Source organism: Aquabacter cavernae (assembly GCF_003993795.1).
Taxonomy (GTDB): domain Bacteria; phylum Pseudomonadota; class Alphaproteobacteria; order Rhizobiales; family Xanthobacteraceae; genus Aquabacter; species Aquabacter cavernae.
In genome coordinates this window covers 906,939-922,572 of record NZ_RWKV01000008.1, presented here as the reverse complement: position 1 = coordinate 922,572, position 15,634 = coordinate 906,939, and the positions used below count along the sequence as shown (strand labels likewise).

Sequence of the window (15,634 nt, the reverse complement as noted above, 5' to 3'; positions counted from 1 at the left end):
CCGCGCGGCTTTAGGCTCAGAGCAGCCAGCCGCTGCCGGATGCGCTGGTGAAGTCGAGCTGAACGATCAGGTCGTTATAGTCCCGGTCGCCGCCGCCATGGAGGTCTTCCCAGCCCCAGGTGTTGAGGCCGTAGCTCCACAGATGGGCGACGCCCTGGCCGTTCACCTGCTCGTTCGCCTGGGAGAAGGCCCAGAAGGTGTTGCCGTTGCTGGTGAGCTGCATGGCGATGAGGTCGCCCGCATCCACATCCAGGATCCGCCCTTCCTTGTAGGCGCCATAGCCGTCGCCCGAGAGCGAACTTCCCTCGGAGGTCTCGTAGCCGCGCGCGGCGGCCGCCGCCGCATAGCCCGCATCGCCGGGATTGAGGCCGTTGATGGTCCCGGCATAATCGTCCACCTGATAGAACAGGACGGACACGTCATTGACGCCGTTCTGGCGCAGGCGCACCACCACATCCATGTCGTCGAGGCCCGAGGCGGTGGTGGCGGTGGCCACCGAGCGCGCCACTTCCACGGAAGCGCCGGATGCGGTGACGAAGTCCATGAAGCCGTAATCGGCCGTGAGCGCGGACTGGTACGCGCCCGTGGCCGCGCCGCCCACCGTGATGGACAGGTCCGTGCCCGCATTCACCGTGGTCTGGTAGACCTGCCCCTGGGCATAGCCGTCGAACATGGTGACGAGGTCCGCGGAGAAGCCTGACTGCAGGCTCTGCTGGGCGAGCGCGGCGGTCCAGGCGAAGGTGCCGCTCGCGCCACCGGACAGGGTCATGGAGGCGTCGCCGAAGTCCACCATCCAGCTTTCGGCGCTGGAGAAGCTGGATTGGAAGATGAGGTTCTGGGTTCCGTCCGCGCCCCAGATGCCCGCGTCATTCTCCAGCACCGGCGCCAGATCGTAATAAAGCTGGGAGTGCGCGATGGTGGACAGCGCCCGGGTCAGCAGCACGCCGTTGGGCGTGCCGAGGCCGGACACGAGGTCGTAGCCCTCGGTGGCCTCATAGCCGTAGCCGGTGGCGGAGATGCTGAAGACGGTGCCGTCCTTCTCCACCTGATAATCGGTGCCGCTGATGTAGCTGGAGATGTTGTTGCCCATGGTGATGTCGTTGAACGACGCCGGGGCGATGGCGGAGGCGATGTAATAGAGGTCGTTGCTGTAGCCGAGGGTGGGCAGGCCCTGGTCCTGGAACACGGCGTTGATCTGGGTGGCGAGGCTGGCCCAGAGCGGGGTGGCCGCGCTGGTGCCGCCGGACCCGACCGTGTTCCGCATGTTCTCGTCCGGCACCGTGTATTCCATGTTGCCGCCGGCATTCGCTGCTACGTCCGGCGCCCCGCGCCCCGTCCCGCCGCCGGGATTGACGGTGGTGGGGGTGAGGCCATAGTCGGACTGGTATCCCGGTGTGGGTTGTGTGGTGTCCACACCTCCCGAAGTGGCGGCATTCTCCACATAGCTGGGCGAGAGGGCGGTGCCGTCCAGAATGTACTGGTTCCACGCCGTCTCGATGAAGACGCTCTGGTCGGAGAGGCTGGACGACCACTGGGTCAGCCCACCCCGCACCAATTGCCAGATGGTGCCGAGATTGCCGGCCTGGGCGGAGGCGATCACGTCCGAGAGGGTCACGTCCACGTCGGCGCTGGCGACCGTGGAGAGCGAGGTCCCGCCCACCACCATGGTGTAGGCGCTCATGCTGGCCGCGAACAGATTGGTGAGCCCGGTTTCGGTCTCGTTGCCCGAGCCGCCGTCATAGGCATCGTTGAACACCGAGACGCCACGCAGGGCCGCATCCACGAACAGCTCGCGATAGGCCACGGCGAACGGGGAATCGGCCGAGAAGGCGTGGCCGTCGCTCCAGGAGGAGGAGAGGACGCCGGGATTGTTCGCCGTGTCCCAGATGGCGGTCTGGTAGGCGGTATAGACCGTGCCGGACGAGCCCACATAGAGGCCGAACCGGCTGTTGGGCACCACCGTGCTCACCACGGCCACGTCGAGGGAGCGCTCCCCGGCCGCATCGCCTTCGTAATACTGGTTCTCGCGATTGCTGACGTAGAAGTCCGCCGTGGCGTTCACCCCGGCCGTCTGGAGATAGGCATTCACCCGTTCCTCGAACGTGCCGTAGGTGGCGATGTCGGTGACCGCGTCGCCCACATAGGGCTCGATGATGCCGAGCGTGCCGGTCTCGACGCTCGTGCCGCTGAGGGGGAAATTGTAGGCGGCGGCGATATCCTGCGGGAACAGCTGGGTGATGTCGCCGCTCGAATTGCCCTGGCCCTGCGCGCCCTGCGGCAAGGTGACGGTCGCGTCGGTGAGGTTCGCCGTCGCCGCGTTGATGGGGAAGTCCGGCCAGAGACCGGCCAGGGAGCCGGAGATGGAATCGGGCAGGTTGAGATTCCCGTCCCAGTACAGCACCTGCCCGAGATTGGCGGACTGGCCCACCATGAGCGTGGTGCCGAACAGCGTCGCGAAATCGGTGGGGTCCAGCTCCACCCAGATGGTGCGGGACTCGGCCGAGGTCACATAGCCGTTGGCGCCGCTCGCATCCCCCACGATGGTGAGGCCCATGCCCTGCAGCGTGGACTGCACGGAGGCGAAGGTGGCGGCGTCGGCGCCGAACGTGCTCCACAGGGTGCCGTCGGCTTCCATCTGCGCCAGCGTCGCCTGGCGCGTGCCCCAGTCGCTGCTCAGCAGCGTGGCGGGATCGTTGGCGCGTTCCAGGATGATCCCGACCACGAGCCCGGTGGTGGCCGGCCCGACGCCGGTGAGCTGATAGGCATCCGCCACATTGGTGACGGATGCGGGCAGCGTGCCCGTGCTCGTGAAGTCGAGATATGTGGAATTGGCAAGCTCGGCCATGATCGTCCCCCCGGAAGTGCCGGCACTATGACTCCGTTTCGCCACAAATGAACATTTCAATTTGTTCATGTTGACAGGCGATTAGCGCCCCGCCCGGCGAGGCCGCGCGCCGTGTTGCACACGGTTGGGAGAGGAGGGCGCGTGTGGCCTTGCCTCTTGAAGGCCCTTCGCCTATAAGCCGCGCCATTCCGCACGCGGACATTCGGCCGAAATCGGCCATCCGGTGCCTGTCGTCCCATGGGGCGCGGGTACGTCCGCGGAGGCTCAACCGGAGATAACTGAAATGGCGCTTCCCGATTATTCGATGCGTCAGCTGCTTGAAGCTGGCGTTCACTTCGGCCACCAGTCCCACCGCTGGAACCCCAAGATGGCTCCGTACATCTTCGGCGTCCGCAACAACATCCACATTCTCGACCTGTCGCAGACCGTGCCCGCGCTGCATCGCGCGCTGCAGGCCGTGTCCGACACGGTCGCCAATGGCGGCCGCGTGCTGTTCGTCGGCACCAAGCGCCAGGCGCAGGACCAGGTGGCCGACGCCGCCCGCCGCTCCGCCCAGTATTTCGTGAACTCCCGCTGGCTCGGCGGCATGCTCACCAACTGGAAGACCATCTCCAACTCCATCGCCCGGCTGAAGAAGCTGGAAGAGATGCTGGCGGGTCCCGAGCTGGGCTCCGGCTACACCAAGAAGGAGCGCCTGACCCTGTCCCGTGAGAAGGACAAGCTCGAGCGCGCTCTCGGCGGCATCCGCGACATGGGCGGCCTGCCCGATTTGCTGTTCGTGATCGACACGAACAAGGAAGACATCGCCGTGAAGGAGGCCCAGCGCCTCGGCATCCCGGTGGCGGCCATCCTCGACACCAATTGCGATCCGGACGGCATCGCCTTCCCGGTTCCCGGCAATGACGATGCCGGCCGCGCCATCCAGCTCTATTGCGACCTCGTCGCCCGCGCCGCCATCGACGGCATCTCGCGCGGCGCCGGCGATTTCGGTGATCTGGGCGAGGCCGAGGCCCCGCTGCTCGCCGACGTGCCGGTCGAGGAAGTCAGCATCTGGACGTCGCTGGAGCCCCTGTCCGGCCCGCGCGGCGTGGCCGACGATCTCAAGAAGCTCGCTGGCGTGAGCCCCGAGATCGAGCAGAAGCTCAACGAGCTCGGCATCTTCCACCTCGACCAGGTCGCCGGGCTCGATGCCCACGATGCGCACCTGATCGGCGAGGAAGTGGGCCTTCCCGGCCGCGTGGACGGCTGGGTCGCCCAGGCCAAGGAGGCGTCCGCCGAGGTGGAGTGATCCTCCCGCGGACCTGGACTTTGTGAAGTAGGGGCATCCGCCCCGGCGGCCGGCTCGGGACACCCGCAGCCGGCCGTGGTGCGAGAAGAAGAAGGATTAGGACAATGGCCGCGATCACGGCAGGACTGGTGAAGGAGCTGCGCGACAAGACTGGCGCCGGCATGATGGACTGCAAGACCGCCCTCACCGAGACCAACGGCGACATCGAGGCTGCCATCGACTGGCTGCGCAAGAAGGGCCTCGCCAAGGCCGCCAAGAAGGCCGGCCGCACCGCCGCCGAGGGCCTCGTGGCGGTGGAATCCTCCGGTCACTACGCCGTGGCCGTCGAGGTGAATGCCGAGACCGACTTCGTCGCCCGCAACGTGGACTTCCAGGCTTTCGTGCGCGAGACCGCCAAGATCGGCCTCAACACGGACGGCACCGTCGAGGCCATCGCCGACGCCCATTTCCCGGGCGCGAGCGTGACCGTGAAGGAGCGCCTCGCCTCGCTCATCGCCACCATCGGCGAGAACATGAACCTGCGCCGCTCGGTGAAGCTCTCCGTGGAGAAGGGCGTGATCGCGTCCTACGTCCATGGTGCGGTTGCTGACGGCATGGGCCGCATCGGCGTGCTCGTGGCGCTGGAATCGGCCGGCGACGTGGAGAAGCTCTCCGTGCTCGGCCGCCAGATCGCCATGCATGTTGCGGCGCTGAGCCCGGTCGCGCTGGACGCCTCCGAGGTGCCGGCCGAGACCATCGCCCGCGAGAAGGCCATTCTCCTGGAGAAGCACCAGGGCAAGCCGGCCAACGTGCAGGACAAGATCGCCGAGAGCGGCATCAAGACCTTCTTCAAGGAAGTGACCCTGCTGGAGCAGCCCTTCGTGCATGACGGCTCCAAGTCCGTCTCGCAGGTGCTGAAGGAGAATGAAGGCTCGGTGGGCGCGCCCATCAAGATCAAGGCCTTCGTGCGCTTCGTCCTGGGCGAGGGCATCGAGAAGGAAGAGACGGACTTCGCGGCGGAAGTGGCCGCCGCGGCGGGCCAGTCCTGAACGGGGAGGGGAGGAGCATGAGCGACCTTCCCTATCCCAGGATCCTGATCAAGGTCTCCGGCGAGGCCTTGATGGGACCCGAGCCGTTCGGCCTTCACCCGCCGACGGTCGCCCGCATCGCCCGTGATCTCGTGGCCGTGCGTGCGCTCGGCTGCGAGGTGGCGGTGGTGGTGGGCGGCGGCAACATCCTGCGCGGCGCCCGCGTCGCGGGCGAGGATCTCAACCGCGCCACGGCCGACCATATGGGCATGCTCGCCACCGTCATGAACTGCCTTGCCCTGGAGCAGGCGGTCGAGGCGGCGGGCGAGCCGGCCCGCACCATGTCGGCCATTCCCATGCCCACGGTCTGCGAGCCCTATGCCCGCCAGCCGGCCACGCGCCACCTGCGGCGCGGACGTATCGTCCTGCTCGCGGGCGGCACGGGAAATCCCTACTTCACCACCGATACCGGGGCGGTGCTGCGCGCGGCGGAGCTGGATTGCGACGCGGTGCTCAAGGCCACCAATGTGGACGGCGTCTACACCGCCGACCCGAAGACCGATCCCACGGCCACCCGCTATGAGCGGCTCACGCACGACCAGGCGCTCGCCTATGACCTAAAGGTCATGGACGCGGCGGCGTTCGCGCTTGCCCGTGAAGCGGCGTTGCCGATAATCGTGTTTTCGATCCGGGAGCCGGGAGCGATCGTCGCGGCCGCCAAGGGAGAGGGCCGCGTCACCGTGGTCGCCCCCTGAACTTCACTGCCCATGCGCCGGACGGCGCCCGCCGAGCCGGACACGGAGCGGCGCGAACAAGATTAGAGGTCTGACATGTCCGTGGACGGATTCGATCTTGCCGATCTCAAGCGCCGCATGCAGGGCGCCGTCGGCGTTCTCAAGACGGAACTGGGCGGCCTGCGCACCGGGCGCGCCTCGGCGAGCCTGCTGGAGCCCATCCAGGTGGACGCCTATGGCACCCACATGCCGCTCAACCAGGTGGCCACCGTCTCCGTGCCCGAGCCCCGCATGCTCTCCGTGCAGGTGTGGGACCGCGGCATGGTGAACGCCGTGGAGCGGGCGATCCGCGACAGCAATCTCGGCCTCAACCCCGCCACGGAAGGCCAGGTGATGCGCATCCGCATTCCCGAGCTGAACCAGGAGCGGCGCCAGGAGATGGTGAAGGTCGCCCATAAATATGCCGAGGCGGCCCGCGTGTCCGTCCGCCATGTCCGCCGCGACGGCATGGACCTCCTCAAGAAGCTGGAGAAGGACGGCGACATGGGCTCCGACGATGTGGAGCGCATGTCCACCCAGGTCCAGAAGGCCACCGATGAGACCATCGCCGAGGTGGATCAGGCCCTGGCCCACAAGGAAAAGGAGATCCTCTCGGTCTGAGAGGGTCTGTCGGGAGAAAGCTCGGGGGGATAACGACATGGCCACGCGCGAGGGAGCCTCAGCAACGAAGGCGGTGGCTCCCGCCTGCGTTCCCGTCCATATCGGCGTCATCATGGACGGGAACGGACGCTGGGCCACGGCGCGCAACCTGCCGCGCTTCGAGGGCCATCGACGGGGCGTGGAGGCGCTGCGCCGCTGCGTGCGCGCCGCCCGCGAGATGGGCATCCGCTATCTCACCATCTACAGCTTCTCCTCCGAGAACTGGTCGCGCCCCGCCCAGGAGGTCTCGGAGCTGATGGGCCTGCTGAAGCGGTTCGTGCGCCACGATCTGGCGGAACTGCACGGCCACAATGTGCGGGTGCGCATCATCGGCGAGCGGACCTCGCTGCCGAAGGAGATCGTGCTGCTGCTGGACGAGGCGGAGAACCTCACCCGCGACAATACCGGCCTCACCCTCAACGTGGCGTTCAATTACGGCTCGCGGCAGGAGATCGCCTCCGCCGCCGCCAAGCTCGCCGCCGAGGTGGCCGCCGGGCGGCTGAAGCCCGAGGATGTCACCATCGAGCGCATCAGCGCCCATCTCGACACCGCCGGCATTCCCGACCCGGAGTTGATCGTGCGCACCAGCGGCGAGCAGCGCCTCTCCAATTTCCTCCTGTGGCAGGCGGCCTATTCCGAGTTCGTCTTCCTGCCCATCCATTGGCCGGATTTCGACCAGGCCGCCCTGCAGGGGGCGATCGACGAGTTCGCCCGGCGCGAGCGCCGGTTCGGCGGCGTCACCGCCCAGGTGGGCAGCGCCCGCTCGTGACCATCGGCCCGGATCTCGCGCGGCGTACCGTTTCCGCCCTCATCATGATTCCCGTGGTGCTGGGCATCACGGTGTGGGGCGGATGGGCCTTCGTCCTGCTCTGGCTGGTCGCCTCCACCGCTGTTCTCCACGAATGGAGCCATGTGGCGCGGCTGTCCCGGCCGTGGGCCTATCTCGCCTTGGGCCTTGCCGCCATCTGCGCGGCCCTGGCGGCTCTTGCCCTGGGGCAGGGGACCATTGCCGTCCTGGTGCTTCTGGTGGGCGCGCTCGTGGGGGCGCTGGTGTGCGGCACGCGCCGCGCGTCCGCCATGGGCATCCTGGTGGCGGCCGCCGCCAGTATCCCGGTGGTGATCCTGCGGGGCGAGGACCAGATCGGGCTGGTGGCGATTCTGTTCCTCTATGCCATCGTCTGGTGCACCGATATCGGCGCCTATTTCGTCGGCCGCATGCTGGGCGGCGCCAAGCTGTGGCCCCGCCTGTCCCCCAACAAGACATGGTCCGGCGCCATCGGCGGCGCCATGATCGGCACGCTTGCCGGCTGCGCCCTGCTGCTGGCGTTCGGGCTGCGCATCGGCCCGGCGGTGATCGGACTGGGCCTCGTGCTGAGCATTGCGGGTCAGCTCGGGGATCTGGCGGAATCGGCCTTCAAGCGCGCCTTCGGCGTGAAGGATGCGGGCCAGCTCATTCCCGGCCATGGCGGCGTGCTGGACCGGCTGGACGGTTTTACCGCGGCGGCGCTCATCGCGCTGGCGGTCGGCCTCGCGCGCAGCCTGGAAGCGCCTGCGTCGGGGCTCCTGCTGTGGTAGGAGGGCGCTCATGAGCAGCCTGACCCCTCGCAGCCTCACTCTTCTCGGCTCCACCGGCTCCGTCGGCCGCAGCGCGCTCAAGCTGGTGGCGCAGGCCCCCGAGCGCTTCCGCGTGGTGGCGCTGGTGGGCGGACGCGATGCGGAGGCGCTGGCCGCCCAGGCCCGGGAGACCGGCGCTGAATTCGCCGCCATCGCCGATGCGCGCCAGGGCGCGCGCCTCGCCGAGCTTCTGGCCGGCAGCGGCATCGAGAACGGCGCGGGCCCCGAGGCGGTGCTCGACGCCGCCCGCCGCCCCGCCGACATCGTGGTGGGCGCCATATCCGGCATTGCGGGCCTCGTGCCCACGGTGGCCGCCTTCGGGGCAGGGCGCCGCGTGGCGCTGGCCAACAAGGAATGCCTCGTCGCGGCCGGTGCCTTCTTCATGGCCGAGGCGGAGCGCACGGGCACCGAGCTGCTGCCCATGGACAGCGAGCACAACGCCATCTTCCAGGCGCTCTCCGCCGCGCCCCGCGCGGATGTGGAGAAGGTGACCATCACCGCGTCCGGCGGCCCCTTCCGCCTCGCGAGCCGGGACGAGATTTCCCGCGCCACGGCGAAGGACGCGCTGCGCCATCCCAACTGGTCCATGGGCGCGAAGATCACCATCGATTCCGCCACCCTCATGAACAAGGGCCTGGAACTCATCGAGGCCCACCACCTGTTCGCCCTTCCGCCGGACCGGCTGGAAGCGGTGGTGCATCCGGAATCGGTGGTGCACGGCCTCGTGGCCTTCCGCGACGGATCGGTGGTGGCGGGGCTCGCCATGCCCGACATGTGCGTGCCCATCGCCCATTGCCTCAGCTATCCCGCGCGCATCGAGACCAATTGCCGGCGCCTCGACCTCGCCAAGGTGGGCCGGCTCACCTTTGAGGCGCCCGACCTCGACCGATTCCCCGCCTTGCGGCTCGCCATCGCGGCCATGGAGCAGGGGGGCAGCGCGCCCACCATCCTGAACGGCGCCAATGAGGTGGCGGTCGCGGCCTTCCTGGAAGGGCGCACCGGCCTCATGGGCATCGCCGCCATCGTGGAGGAGACGCTCGGCCGCCTGCCGGCGGCTGGGGCGCCCGATTCGCTGGAGCAGGCCCTGGCTCTCGATGGCGAAGCGCGCCGCGTGGCCGTGTCGCTGCTGCCTAAGTTTGCCGCAAAGGCATCTTAATTCCGGGTGGGTTGTGGCGGGACTGGCGGGCGACCGCGTCCTGCCTTAGCGTCAGCCGTGGTCACGCCGGGCGGGCACATGCGCTCCCGGACGGACAAAGAGGACGAATCGATGGACGTTTTGTCGGGTCTTGGAACGTGGGGATCGTCTCTTCTGGGGTACATCATCCCGTTCCTGTTCGTCCTGACCCTGGTGGTGTTCTTCCATGAGCTGGGACATTTCTGGGTGGCGCGCCGGGCCGGTGTGCGGGTTCTGACCTTCTCGCTGGGATTCGGCCCCGAACTGTGCGGCTTCAACGACAAGCACGGCACGCGCTGGCGCCTCTCGGCGGTTCCGCTCGGCGGCTATGTGCGATTCTACGGGGACGAGGACGCCGCCAGCACCCCCGACAAAGCCCGCCTCGCGCAGATGTCGCCGCAGGAACGGCGCGAGAGCTTCTTCTTCCAGCCTCTGGCGTGGCGCGCCGCCATCGTCGCGGCCGGGCCCATCGCCAATTTCATCCTCGCCATCGTCATCTTCGCCATGGTGTTCATGGTGTTCGGCCGGCAGGTGACGGCGCCGCGCGTGGATCAGGTGAACCCCGCCAGCGCCGCGGAGCGGGCCGGCTTCCAGCCGGGCGACCTCGTGCTCAGCATCGACGGCGCCCCTGTGGAAAGCTTCTCCGACATGCAGCGCGTGGTCGGCTCCAATGCCGGCACGCCGCTCACCTTCCGCGTGGAGCGGGGCGGGGTGGAGACGACGCTCTCCGCCACGCCCGAGCTGCGCGAGATGAAGGACGCCTTCGGCAACGTCCATCGCCTCGGCCTTCTGGGCATTTCCCGCTCGCTTGCCCCTTCGGACGTGGCGACACGCCGCTACGGGCCGGTTGAGGCGGTGACGCTGGGGGCGCAGGAGACGTGGTTCGTGGTGGCCCGCACCTTCGATTATCTGGGCGGCCTCGTCACGGGACGGGAATCACCCGACCAACTGGGTGGCCCGATCCGCATCGCCCAGGTTTCCGGCCAGGTGGCGACCCATGGAATCGGTGCGCTTCTGTCGCTGGCGGCGGTCCTGTCGGTGTCTATCGGATTGCTTAACCTCTTTCCCATCCCGCTCTTGGATGGCGGCCATCTCCTGTTTTACGCTGTGGAGGCGGTGAGGGGACGGCCTCTGAGTCCGCGCACGCAGGACATCGGCTTCCGCATAGGGCTGGCCATTGTCCTGATGCTGATGGTGTTCGCCACCTGGAACGACGTGTTCCATCTGGCGACCATGTAAGTGTTTCAATGATTGCCGTCTTGTCGTGGCGTTGAGGCCACGGTGAGGCGAAAAGCGGAAGCCACTGTGGCGTCAGACGTTTGCAGTGGCCTCAAAAGCGGGTATTCAAGCCCACGAAGGTCGGAATCTGCACCACTCCGTGGGCGTGGATTTGAGAACAACGAAACAGGGTTGCGTGCCATATGACTGCTCCGGTCCGGGTAATGGTGAAGCTGGCCGCCGCTCTTGGAATCGCGACCACGGTCGCGATGACGGCGTGCGTCGGCTCGATCCTTGTGACAACACCCGCTGCCGCGCAGTCTGCGAGCAACATCGTCGTCGAGGGCAACCGCCGCGTGGACGCGCAGACCATCCGGTCCTATTTCGGGACTGGGCCGGTCTCGCCCGCCAAGATCAATGAGGCCCTGGCCGCTCTCTATGCGACCGGCCTGTTCTCCGACGTGAACATTTCCCAGCAGGGCGGCCGCATCGTCGTCCGCGTGTCCGAGAACGAGGTGATCAACAAGGTCGCCTTCGAGGGCAACAAGAAGGTCAAGGACGAGGTTCTGGCGGGCGAGGTTCAGTCCAAGCCGCGCGGTACCCTCTCCAAGTCCACCGTCCAGGCCGACACCCAGCGCATCCTTGAAGTGTATCGCCGCTCCGGCCGCTCGGATGTGCGCGTGAACCCGGTGACCATCGATCGCGGCAATGGCCGCGTGGACCTCGTCTTCGAGATCAACGAAGGCGACAAGGTCGGCATCAAGGACATCAAGTTCATCGGCAACAAGGCCTTCTCGGACTACAAGCTGAAGGACGTGATCACGACGACCACGACCAACTGGCTGTCCTTCCTGAAGTCCACCGACGTCTATGATCCGGACCGCGTGAACGCGGACCAGGAGCTGCTGCGCCGCTTCTACCTGAAGAACGGCTATGCCGACTTCCGCATCACGGCGGCCACCGCCGAGCTGGAGCCGGACGGCAAGAACTACACCGTCACCTTCACCCTCGACGAAGGCCCGCAATATTCCTTCGGCACCGTGGACGTGATCTCCAACATCCGCGACGTGCCCGCCGCCAACCTGCGCAATGCCCTGCGCATGAGCCCCGGCCAGGTCTACAATGCGGAGCTGGTCGAGAAGTCGGTGGAGAACATCACCATCGAAGTCTCCAAGCAGGGCTATGCCTTCGCCCAGGTGCGTCCGCGCGGCGATCGCGACTTCGACACCCGCAAGATCAACGTGGTCTTCGTGGTTGAGGAAGGCCCGCGCGTCTATATCGAGCGCATCGAGATCCGCGGGAACACCCGCACCCGTGACTGGGTCATCCGCCGCGAGTTCGACCTCGGCGAGGGCGATGCCTATAACCGGGTCATGGTGGACCGCGCCGAGCGCCGCCTGCGCAACCTCGGCTACTTCAAGGCCGTGAAGATCACCAACGAGCCCGGCTCGGCGCCCGACCGCATCATCCTGGTGGTGGATGTGGAAGATCAGCCCACCGGTGAGTTCTCGGTGTCCGGCGGTTACTCCACCTCGGACGGCTTCATCGGCGAAGTGGCGCTGGGCGAGAAGAACTTCCTCGGCCGCGGCCAGTATGTCCGCGTGTCCGGCTCCTTCGGCGAGAACGCCCAGGGCGCGGAATTCTCCTTCACCGAGCCTTACTTCCTCGGCTATCGCCTGGCCGCCGGTTTCGACTTCTACTGGAAGGAAACCAGCGCCACCAACTACACCTCCTATGACAGCCAGACCGTCGGCGGCGGCATCCGCCTCGGCCTGCCCATCACGGACGAGGTGACCCTGGCTCTGCGCTACAACATCTATCAGCGCGACCTGAGCCTGGATTGCGGCGACGGCTGGTACGTCTACTACACCTGCCCGGCCGGCTATGCCTCGTGGGCCGTCATCGAGGCCGTGGCGCAGGGCGCCACCATCACCTCGGCGGCCGGCTACACGCTGTCCTTCAACGGCCTGGACAGCAACCTGAACCCCACGTCCGGCCTGTTCGCCGAACTGAAGCAGGACTTCGCCGGCCTCGGCGGCGACGTGAACTTCGTCCGCACCACCGGCGACCTGCGCTACTACTACCCGCTGATGAACGACTGGGTGCTGCTGCTGCGCGGTCAGGCGGGCTACGTGTCGGCCTGGGGCAACCAGGACCTGCGGATCATGGATAACTTCTTCATGGGTCCGAACCTGGTCCGCGGCTTCGCGCCCTCCGGCATCGGCCCGCGCGACATCGCGTCCATCGACCAGGATTCGCTGGGCGGTACGGCTTACTGGGGCACCTCGGCCGAAGTGCAGTTCCCCATCAGCTTCCTGCCGAAGGATATCGGCCTGAAGGGCGCGCTCTTCTTCGATGCCGGCTCGCTGTGGGACTATACCGGCCCGGTGGTGTTCCCGAACGCCCCCAACACGCAGGCCTGCCCCCCCGGCGCCACCAACACCACTGGCGCGGTCTGCGTCGCCGACGACAACGGCGTGCGGTCCGCGGTGGGTGCCAGCTTGATCTGGCAGTCGCCCTTCGGCCCGCTGCGCTTCGACTATGCGTGGGTTCTGTCCCAGGCCCAGTACGACAAGACCCAGGCCTTCCGCTTCTCGGGCGGAACCCGGTTCTGATCGATCTTCCTCTCACGCGGGCGCCGGCGTCATGCGCGCGGCGCCCGCTTTGCGTTCAGGCTCATGAGCGATCCTCGTTTCTTTCCGCTGCCCCGACCGCTCTCCCTGGATGAGGTCATCGCCCTCAGCGGTGCTCGTCTCGCCGGTGAGGGGAGTGCATCCGCCACCATCCAGGGTGTCTCCACCCTGGCCGATGCGGGACCCGCGGACCTCACCTTCTTCGATTCCGCGCGCTATCTGCCGGACCTGAAGGCGACCCGGGCGGGTGTGTGCATCACCACCGAGAAGTTTGCCGGGGCCGTGCCCGAGGGCGTCGTGGCGCTCGTCTCGCCGCGGCCGGGCCACGCCTTCGTCGCGGTGTCCCGCACCTTGTTCCCGGCCTCGCTGCGGCCCCAGCCCATCTTTGATCACCAGGGCGTCGCCCCCGGCGCCATCATCCACCCCACTGCGCGGCTTGAGGACGGTGTCACCGTGGATCCCGGCGCGGTGGTAGGTCCCCATGTGGAGATCGGCTCCGGCTCGGTCATCTGCGCGGGCGCGGTCATCGGCGCCCATGTGCGCATCGGCCGGGACAGCGCGGTCGGCCCCGGCGCCAGCCTGCTGCATACGCTGGTGGGCAACCGGGTCATCATTCATCCCGGCGCGCGCCTCGGCCAGGACGGCTTCGGCTTCCAGCCGAGCCCGCGCGGACACCTCAAGGTGCCGCAGATCGGCCGGGTGGTGCTGCAGGACGACGTGGAGATCGGCGCCAACACCACCATCGACCGGGGCGCGCTGCGCGACACGGTTGTGGGCGAGGGCACCAAGATCGACAATCTCGTCCAGATCGCCCACAACGTGGTGATCGGCCGCCATTGCATCATCGTGTCCCAGACCGGCATCTCCGGCAGCGCCACGCTGGGCGACTTCGTGATGCTGGGCGGCCAGGTGGGGGTCATCGGCCACATCACCATCGGCGATGCGGCGCAGATCGCCGCGACGAGCAATGTGAAGGACGACGTGCCGCCCGGCGTGCGCTGGGGCGGTTCGCCCGCCAAGCCCGTGCGGGACTGGTTCCGCGAGATCAACACGCTGAAGCGCCTCGCCGAGGCCGGCGCGCATCGCTCGGGGGAGGGCGGAAATCAATGAACGAGAACACCACCGTCCCGGCCGAAACCGCGAGCGAGGCCCCGGCCTCCCTCGGCGCGGCGGACATCATGAGCATCATGTCCTGCCTGCCGCACCGCTATCCGTTCCTGCTGGTGGACCGGATCGAGCGCATCGACGGGGACGTGTCCTGCGTCGGCATCAAGAACGTGACCGCCAACGAGCCCCATTTCCAGGGCCACTTCCCCGGTAATCCCGTGATGCCCGGCGTGCTCATCATTGAGGGCATGGCCCAGACGGCCGGCGTCGTCTGCATCCTGGCGAAGGGCGGCATCCCCAAGGACCAGCCCGCGCCGCTGGTCTATTTCATGACCATCGACGACGCCAAGTTCCGCCGTCCCGTGGTGCCGGGAGACGTGCTGGAATACCACATGGTCAAAGAGACCAAGCGGCGCAACATGTGGTGGTATCGCGGCGAAGCCCGGGTGGCGGGCGAGCTGGTGGCCCAGGCGCGTGTCGGCGCCATGATTACCGGATTCTGATGTGCCCCTGATCGATTCTCTTGCCCGTGTCTCCGACGGCGCCCGCCTTGCCGACGACGTGGTCGTCGGCCCCTTCTGCACCGTCGGTCCCGACGTGGTGCTGGAAGCGGGCGTGAAGCTCCATTCCCATGTGAACATCCAGGGCGCCACCCATGTGGGCGCGCGCACCGAGATCTTCCCCTTCGCCTCCCTCGGCACGCCGCCGCAATCGGTGCACTACAAGGGCGAGCCGACGGCTTTGGTGATCGGCACGGACTGCGTCATCCGCGAGCATGCCACGGCCAATATCGGCACGGCGGGCGGCGGCGGCGTCACCCGCATCGGCGACACTTGCATGATGATGACCGGCTCCCATGTGGGGCACGATTGCCAGGTGGGCAACGGCGTCATCTTCGCCAACAACGCGGTGCTGGGTGGCCATGTGGAGGTGGGCGACTTCGTCTTCCTCGGCGGGCAGTGCGCGGTCCATCAATTCACGCGCATCGGCGCCCAGGCCATGATTTCCGGCATTACGGGCGTGCGCGAGGACGTAATCCCCTTCGGCTATGCGCTGGGCCAGGCGGCCCGGCTCGTGGGCCTGAACACCATCGGCATGAAGCGGCGCGGCTTCACCAAGAGCGACCTGCACGCCGCCCGTGCGGCCTATCGGGAGCTGTTCTTCGGCGAGGGCGTGTTCGAGGAGCGGCTCGTGAAGCTGCGGGTGCGGGCGGAGACGTCCGAGTTCGCCAAGGCCCTCGTCACCTTCATTGATGCCGGCGTGAAGCGCCCGCTGTGCCAGCCCGCCCGCGGCGTGGTGGGCGAGGCCTGATCCC

Annotated in this window: 13 protein-coding genes; 12 read left to right on the top strand and 1 reads right to left on the bottom strand. The window is 67.5% G+C overall.

Annotated elements, in window-relative coordinates; all coding sequences use genetic code 11:
- Positions 1 to 16 precede the first annotated feature (16 nt).
- Positions 17 to 2,845 (bottom strand): DUF4114 domain-containing protein, encoded by a 2,829-nt coding sequence (locus EJJ38_RS08970; protein WP_127089730.1) that lies wholly within the window; start codon positions 2,843 to 2,845, stop codon positions 17 to 19.
- A gap of 283 nt (positions 2,846 to 3,128) precedes the next feature.
- Here EJJ38_RS08970 and EJJ38_RS08965 point away from each other — a divergent pair, with 283 nt between their 5' ends.
- From EJJ38_RS08965 to lpxA, 12 genes are all read left to right on the top strand, one after another.
- Positions 3,129 to 4,133: a 30S ribosomal protein S2 gene (locus tag EJJ38_RS08965; RefSeq protein WP_127089729.1), complete on the top strand. Its 1,005-nt coding sequence runs from the start codon at positions 3,129 to 3,131 to the stop codon at positions 4,131 to 4,133.
- Positions 4,134 to 4,237: 104 nt separating this feature from the next.
- Positions 4,238 to 5,161 (top strand): translation elongation factor Ts, encoded by a 924-nt coding sequence (tsf, locus tag EJJ38_RS08960; RefSeq protein WP_127089728.1) that lies wholly within the window; start codon positions 4,238 to 4,240, stop codon positions 5,159 to 5,161.
- A 17-nt stretch (positions 5,162 to 5,178) separates the two neighbouring features.
- Positions 5,179 to 5,895, top strand: coding sequence for a UMP kinase (pyrH, locus tag EJJ38_RS08955; protein WP_127089727.1), 717 nt, complete (start codon positions 5,179 to 5,181; stop codon positions 5,893 to 5,895).
- A gap of 75 nt (positions 5,896 to 5,970) precedes the next feature.
- A complete protein-coding gene (gene frr / locus EJJ38_RS08950) occupies positions 5,971 to 6,534 on the top strand; it encodes a ribosome recycling factor (RefSeq protein WP_127089726.1) in 564 nt (187 codons plus the stop codon).
- Between the two features lie 37 nt (positions 6,535 to 6,571).
- The gene (locus EJJ38_RS08945; RefSeq protein WP_127089725.1) at positions 6,572 to 7,342 is read left to right on the top strand and encodes an isoprenyl transferase; all 771 of its coding nucleotides are present in this window, start codon (positions 6,572 to 6,574) and stop codon (positions 7,340 to 7,342) included.
- Complete coding sequence (locus tag EJJ38_RS08940; protein WP_127089724.1) at positions 7,339 to 8,148, top strand: phosphatidate cytidylyltransferase; 810 nt, start codon at positions 7,339 to 7,341, stop codon at positions 8,146 to 8,148. The genes EJJ38_RS08945 and EJJ38_RS08940 overlap by 4 nt, the downstream gene beginning before the upstream one ends.
- Before the next feature lie 10 nt (positions 8,149 to 8,158).
- Positions 8,159 to 9,343: a 1-deoxy-D-xylulose-5-phosphate reductoisomerase gene (gene dxr, locus EJJ38_RS08935; RefSeq protein ID WP_127089723.1), complete on the top strand. Its 1,185-nt coding sequence runs from the start codon at positions 8,159 to 8,161 to the stop codon at positions 9,341 to 9,343.
- 111 nt (positions 9,344 to 9,454) lie between these two features.
- Positions 9,455 to 10,600: an RIP metalloprotease RseP gene (rseP, locus tag EJJ38_RS08930; RefSeq protein WP_127089722.1), complete on the top strand. Its 1,146-nt coding sequence runs from the start codon at positions 9,455 to 9,457 to the stop codon at positions 10,598 to 10,600.
- Positions 10,601 to 10,782: 182 nt separating this feature from the next.
- Complete coding sequence (gene bamA / locus EJJ38_RS08925) at positions 10,783 to 13,194, top strand: outer membrane protein assembly factor BamA (protein WP_127089721.1); 2,412 nt, start codon at positions 10,783 to 10,785, stop codon at positions 13,192 to 13,194.
- A gap of 63 nt (positions 13,195 to 13,257) precedes the next feature.
- Positions 13,258 to 14,322: a UDP-3-O-(3-hydroxymyristoyl)glucosamine N-acyltransferase gene (lpxD, locus tag EJJ38_RS08920; protein ID WP_127089720.1), complete on the top strand. Its 1,065-nt coding sequence runs from the start codon at positions 13,258 to 13,260 to the stop codon at positions 14,320 to 14,322.
- Positions 14,319 to 14,822: a 3-hydroxyacyl-ACP dehydratase FabZ gene (gene fabZ, locus EJJ38_RS08915; protein ID WP_127089719.1), complete on the top strand. Its 504-nt coding sequence runs from the start codon at positions 14,319 to 14,321 to the stop codon at positions 14,820 to 14,822. Before lpxD ends, fabZ begins: the two co-directional genes overlap by 4 nt.
- A gap of 1 nt (position 14,823) precedes the next feature.
- Positions 14,824 to 15,630 carry an acyl-ACP--UDP-N-acetylglucosamine O-acyltransferase gene (gene lpxA / locus EJJ38_RS08910; RefSeq protein WP_127089718.1) on the top strand — a complete coding sequence of 269 codons (807 nt, stop codon included), beginning with the start codon at positions 14,824 to 14,826 and terminating at the stop codon, positions 15,628 to 15,630.
- Positions 15,631 to 15,634: the final 4 nt, after the last annotated feature.

Bases quoted from the DNA above. Each gene is read 5' to 3' on its own strand.
- EJJ38_RS08970 (WP_127089730.1), bottom strand. From the start codon at position 2,845: ATGGCCGAGCTTGCCAATTCCACATATCTCGACTTCACGAGCACGGGC.
- EJJ38_RS08965 (WP_127089729.1), top strand. From the start codon at position 3,129: ATGGCGCTTCCCGATTATTCGATGCGTCAGCTGCTTGAAGCTGGCGTT.
- tsf (WP_127089728.1), top strand. From the start codon at position 4,238: ATGGCCGCGATCACGGCAGGACTGGTGAAGGAGCTGCGCGACAAGACT.
- pyrH (WP_127089727.1), top strand. From the start codon at position 5,179: ATGAGCGACCTTCCCTATCCCAGGATCCTGATCAAGGTCTCCGGCGAG.
- frr (WP_127089726.1), top strand. From the start codon at position 5,971: ATGTCCGTGGACGGATTCGATCTTGCCGATCTCAAGCGCCGCATGCAG.
- EJJ38_RS08945 (WP_127089725.1), top strand. From the start codon at position 6,572: ATGGCCACGCGCGAGGGAGCCTCAGCAACGAAGGCGGTGGCTCCCGCC.
- dxr (WP_127089723.1), top strand. From the start codon at position 8,159: ATGAGCAGCCTGACCCCTCGCAGCCTCACTCTTCTCGGCTCCACCGGC.
- rseP (WP_127089722.1), top strand. From the start codon at position 9,455: ATGGACGTTTTGTCGGGTCTTGGAACGTGGGGATCGTCTCTTCTGGGG.
- bamA (WP_127089721.1), top strand. From the start codon at position 10,783: ATGACTGCTCCGGTCCGGGTAATGGTGAAGCTGGCCGCCGCTCTTGGA.
- lpxD (WP_127089720.1), top strand. From the start codon at position 13,258: ATGAGCGATCCTCGTTTCTTTCCGCTGCCCCGACCGCTCTCCCTGGAT.
- fabZ (WP_127089719.1), top strand. From the start codon at position 14,319: ATGAACGAGAACACCACCGTCCCGGCCGAAACCGCGAGCGAGGCCCCG.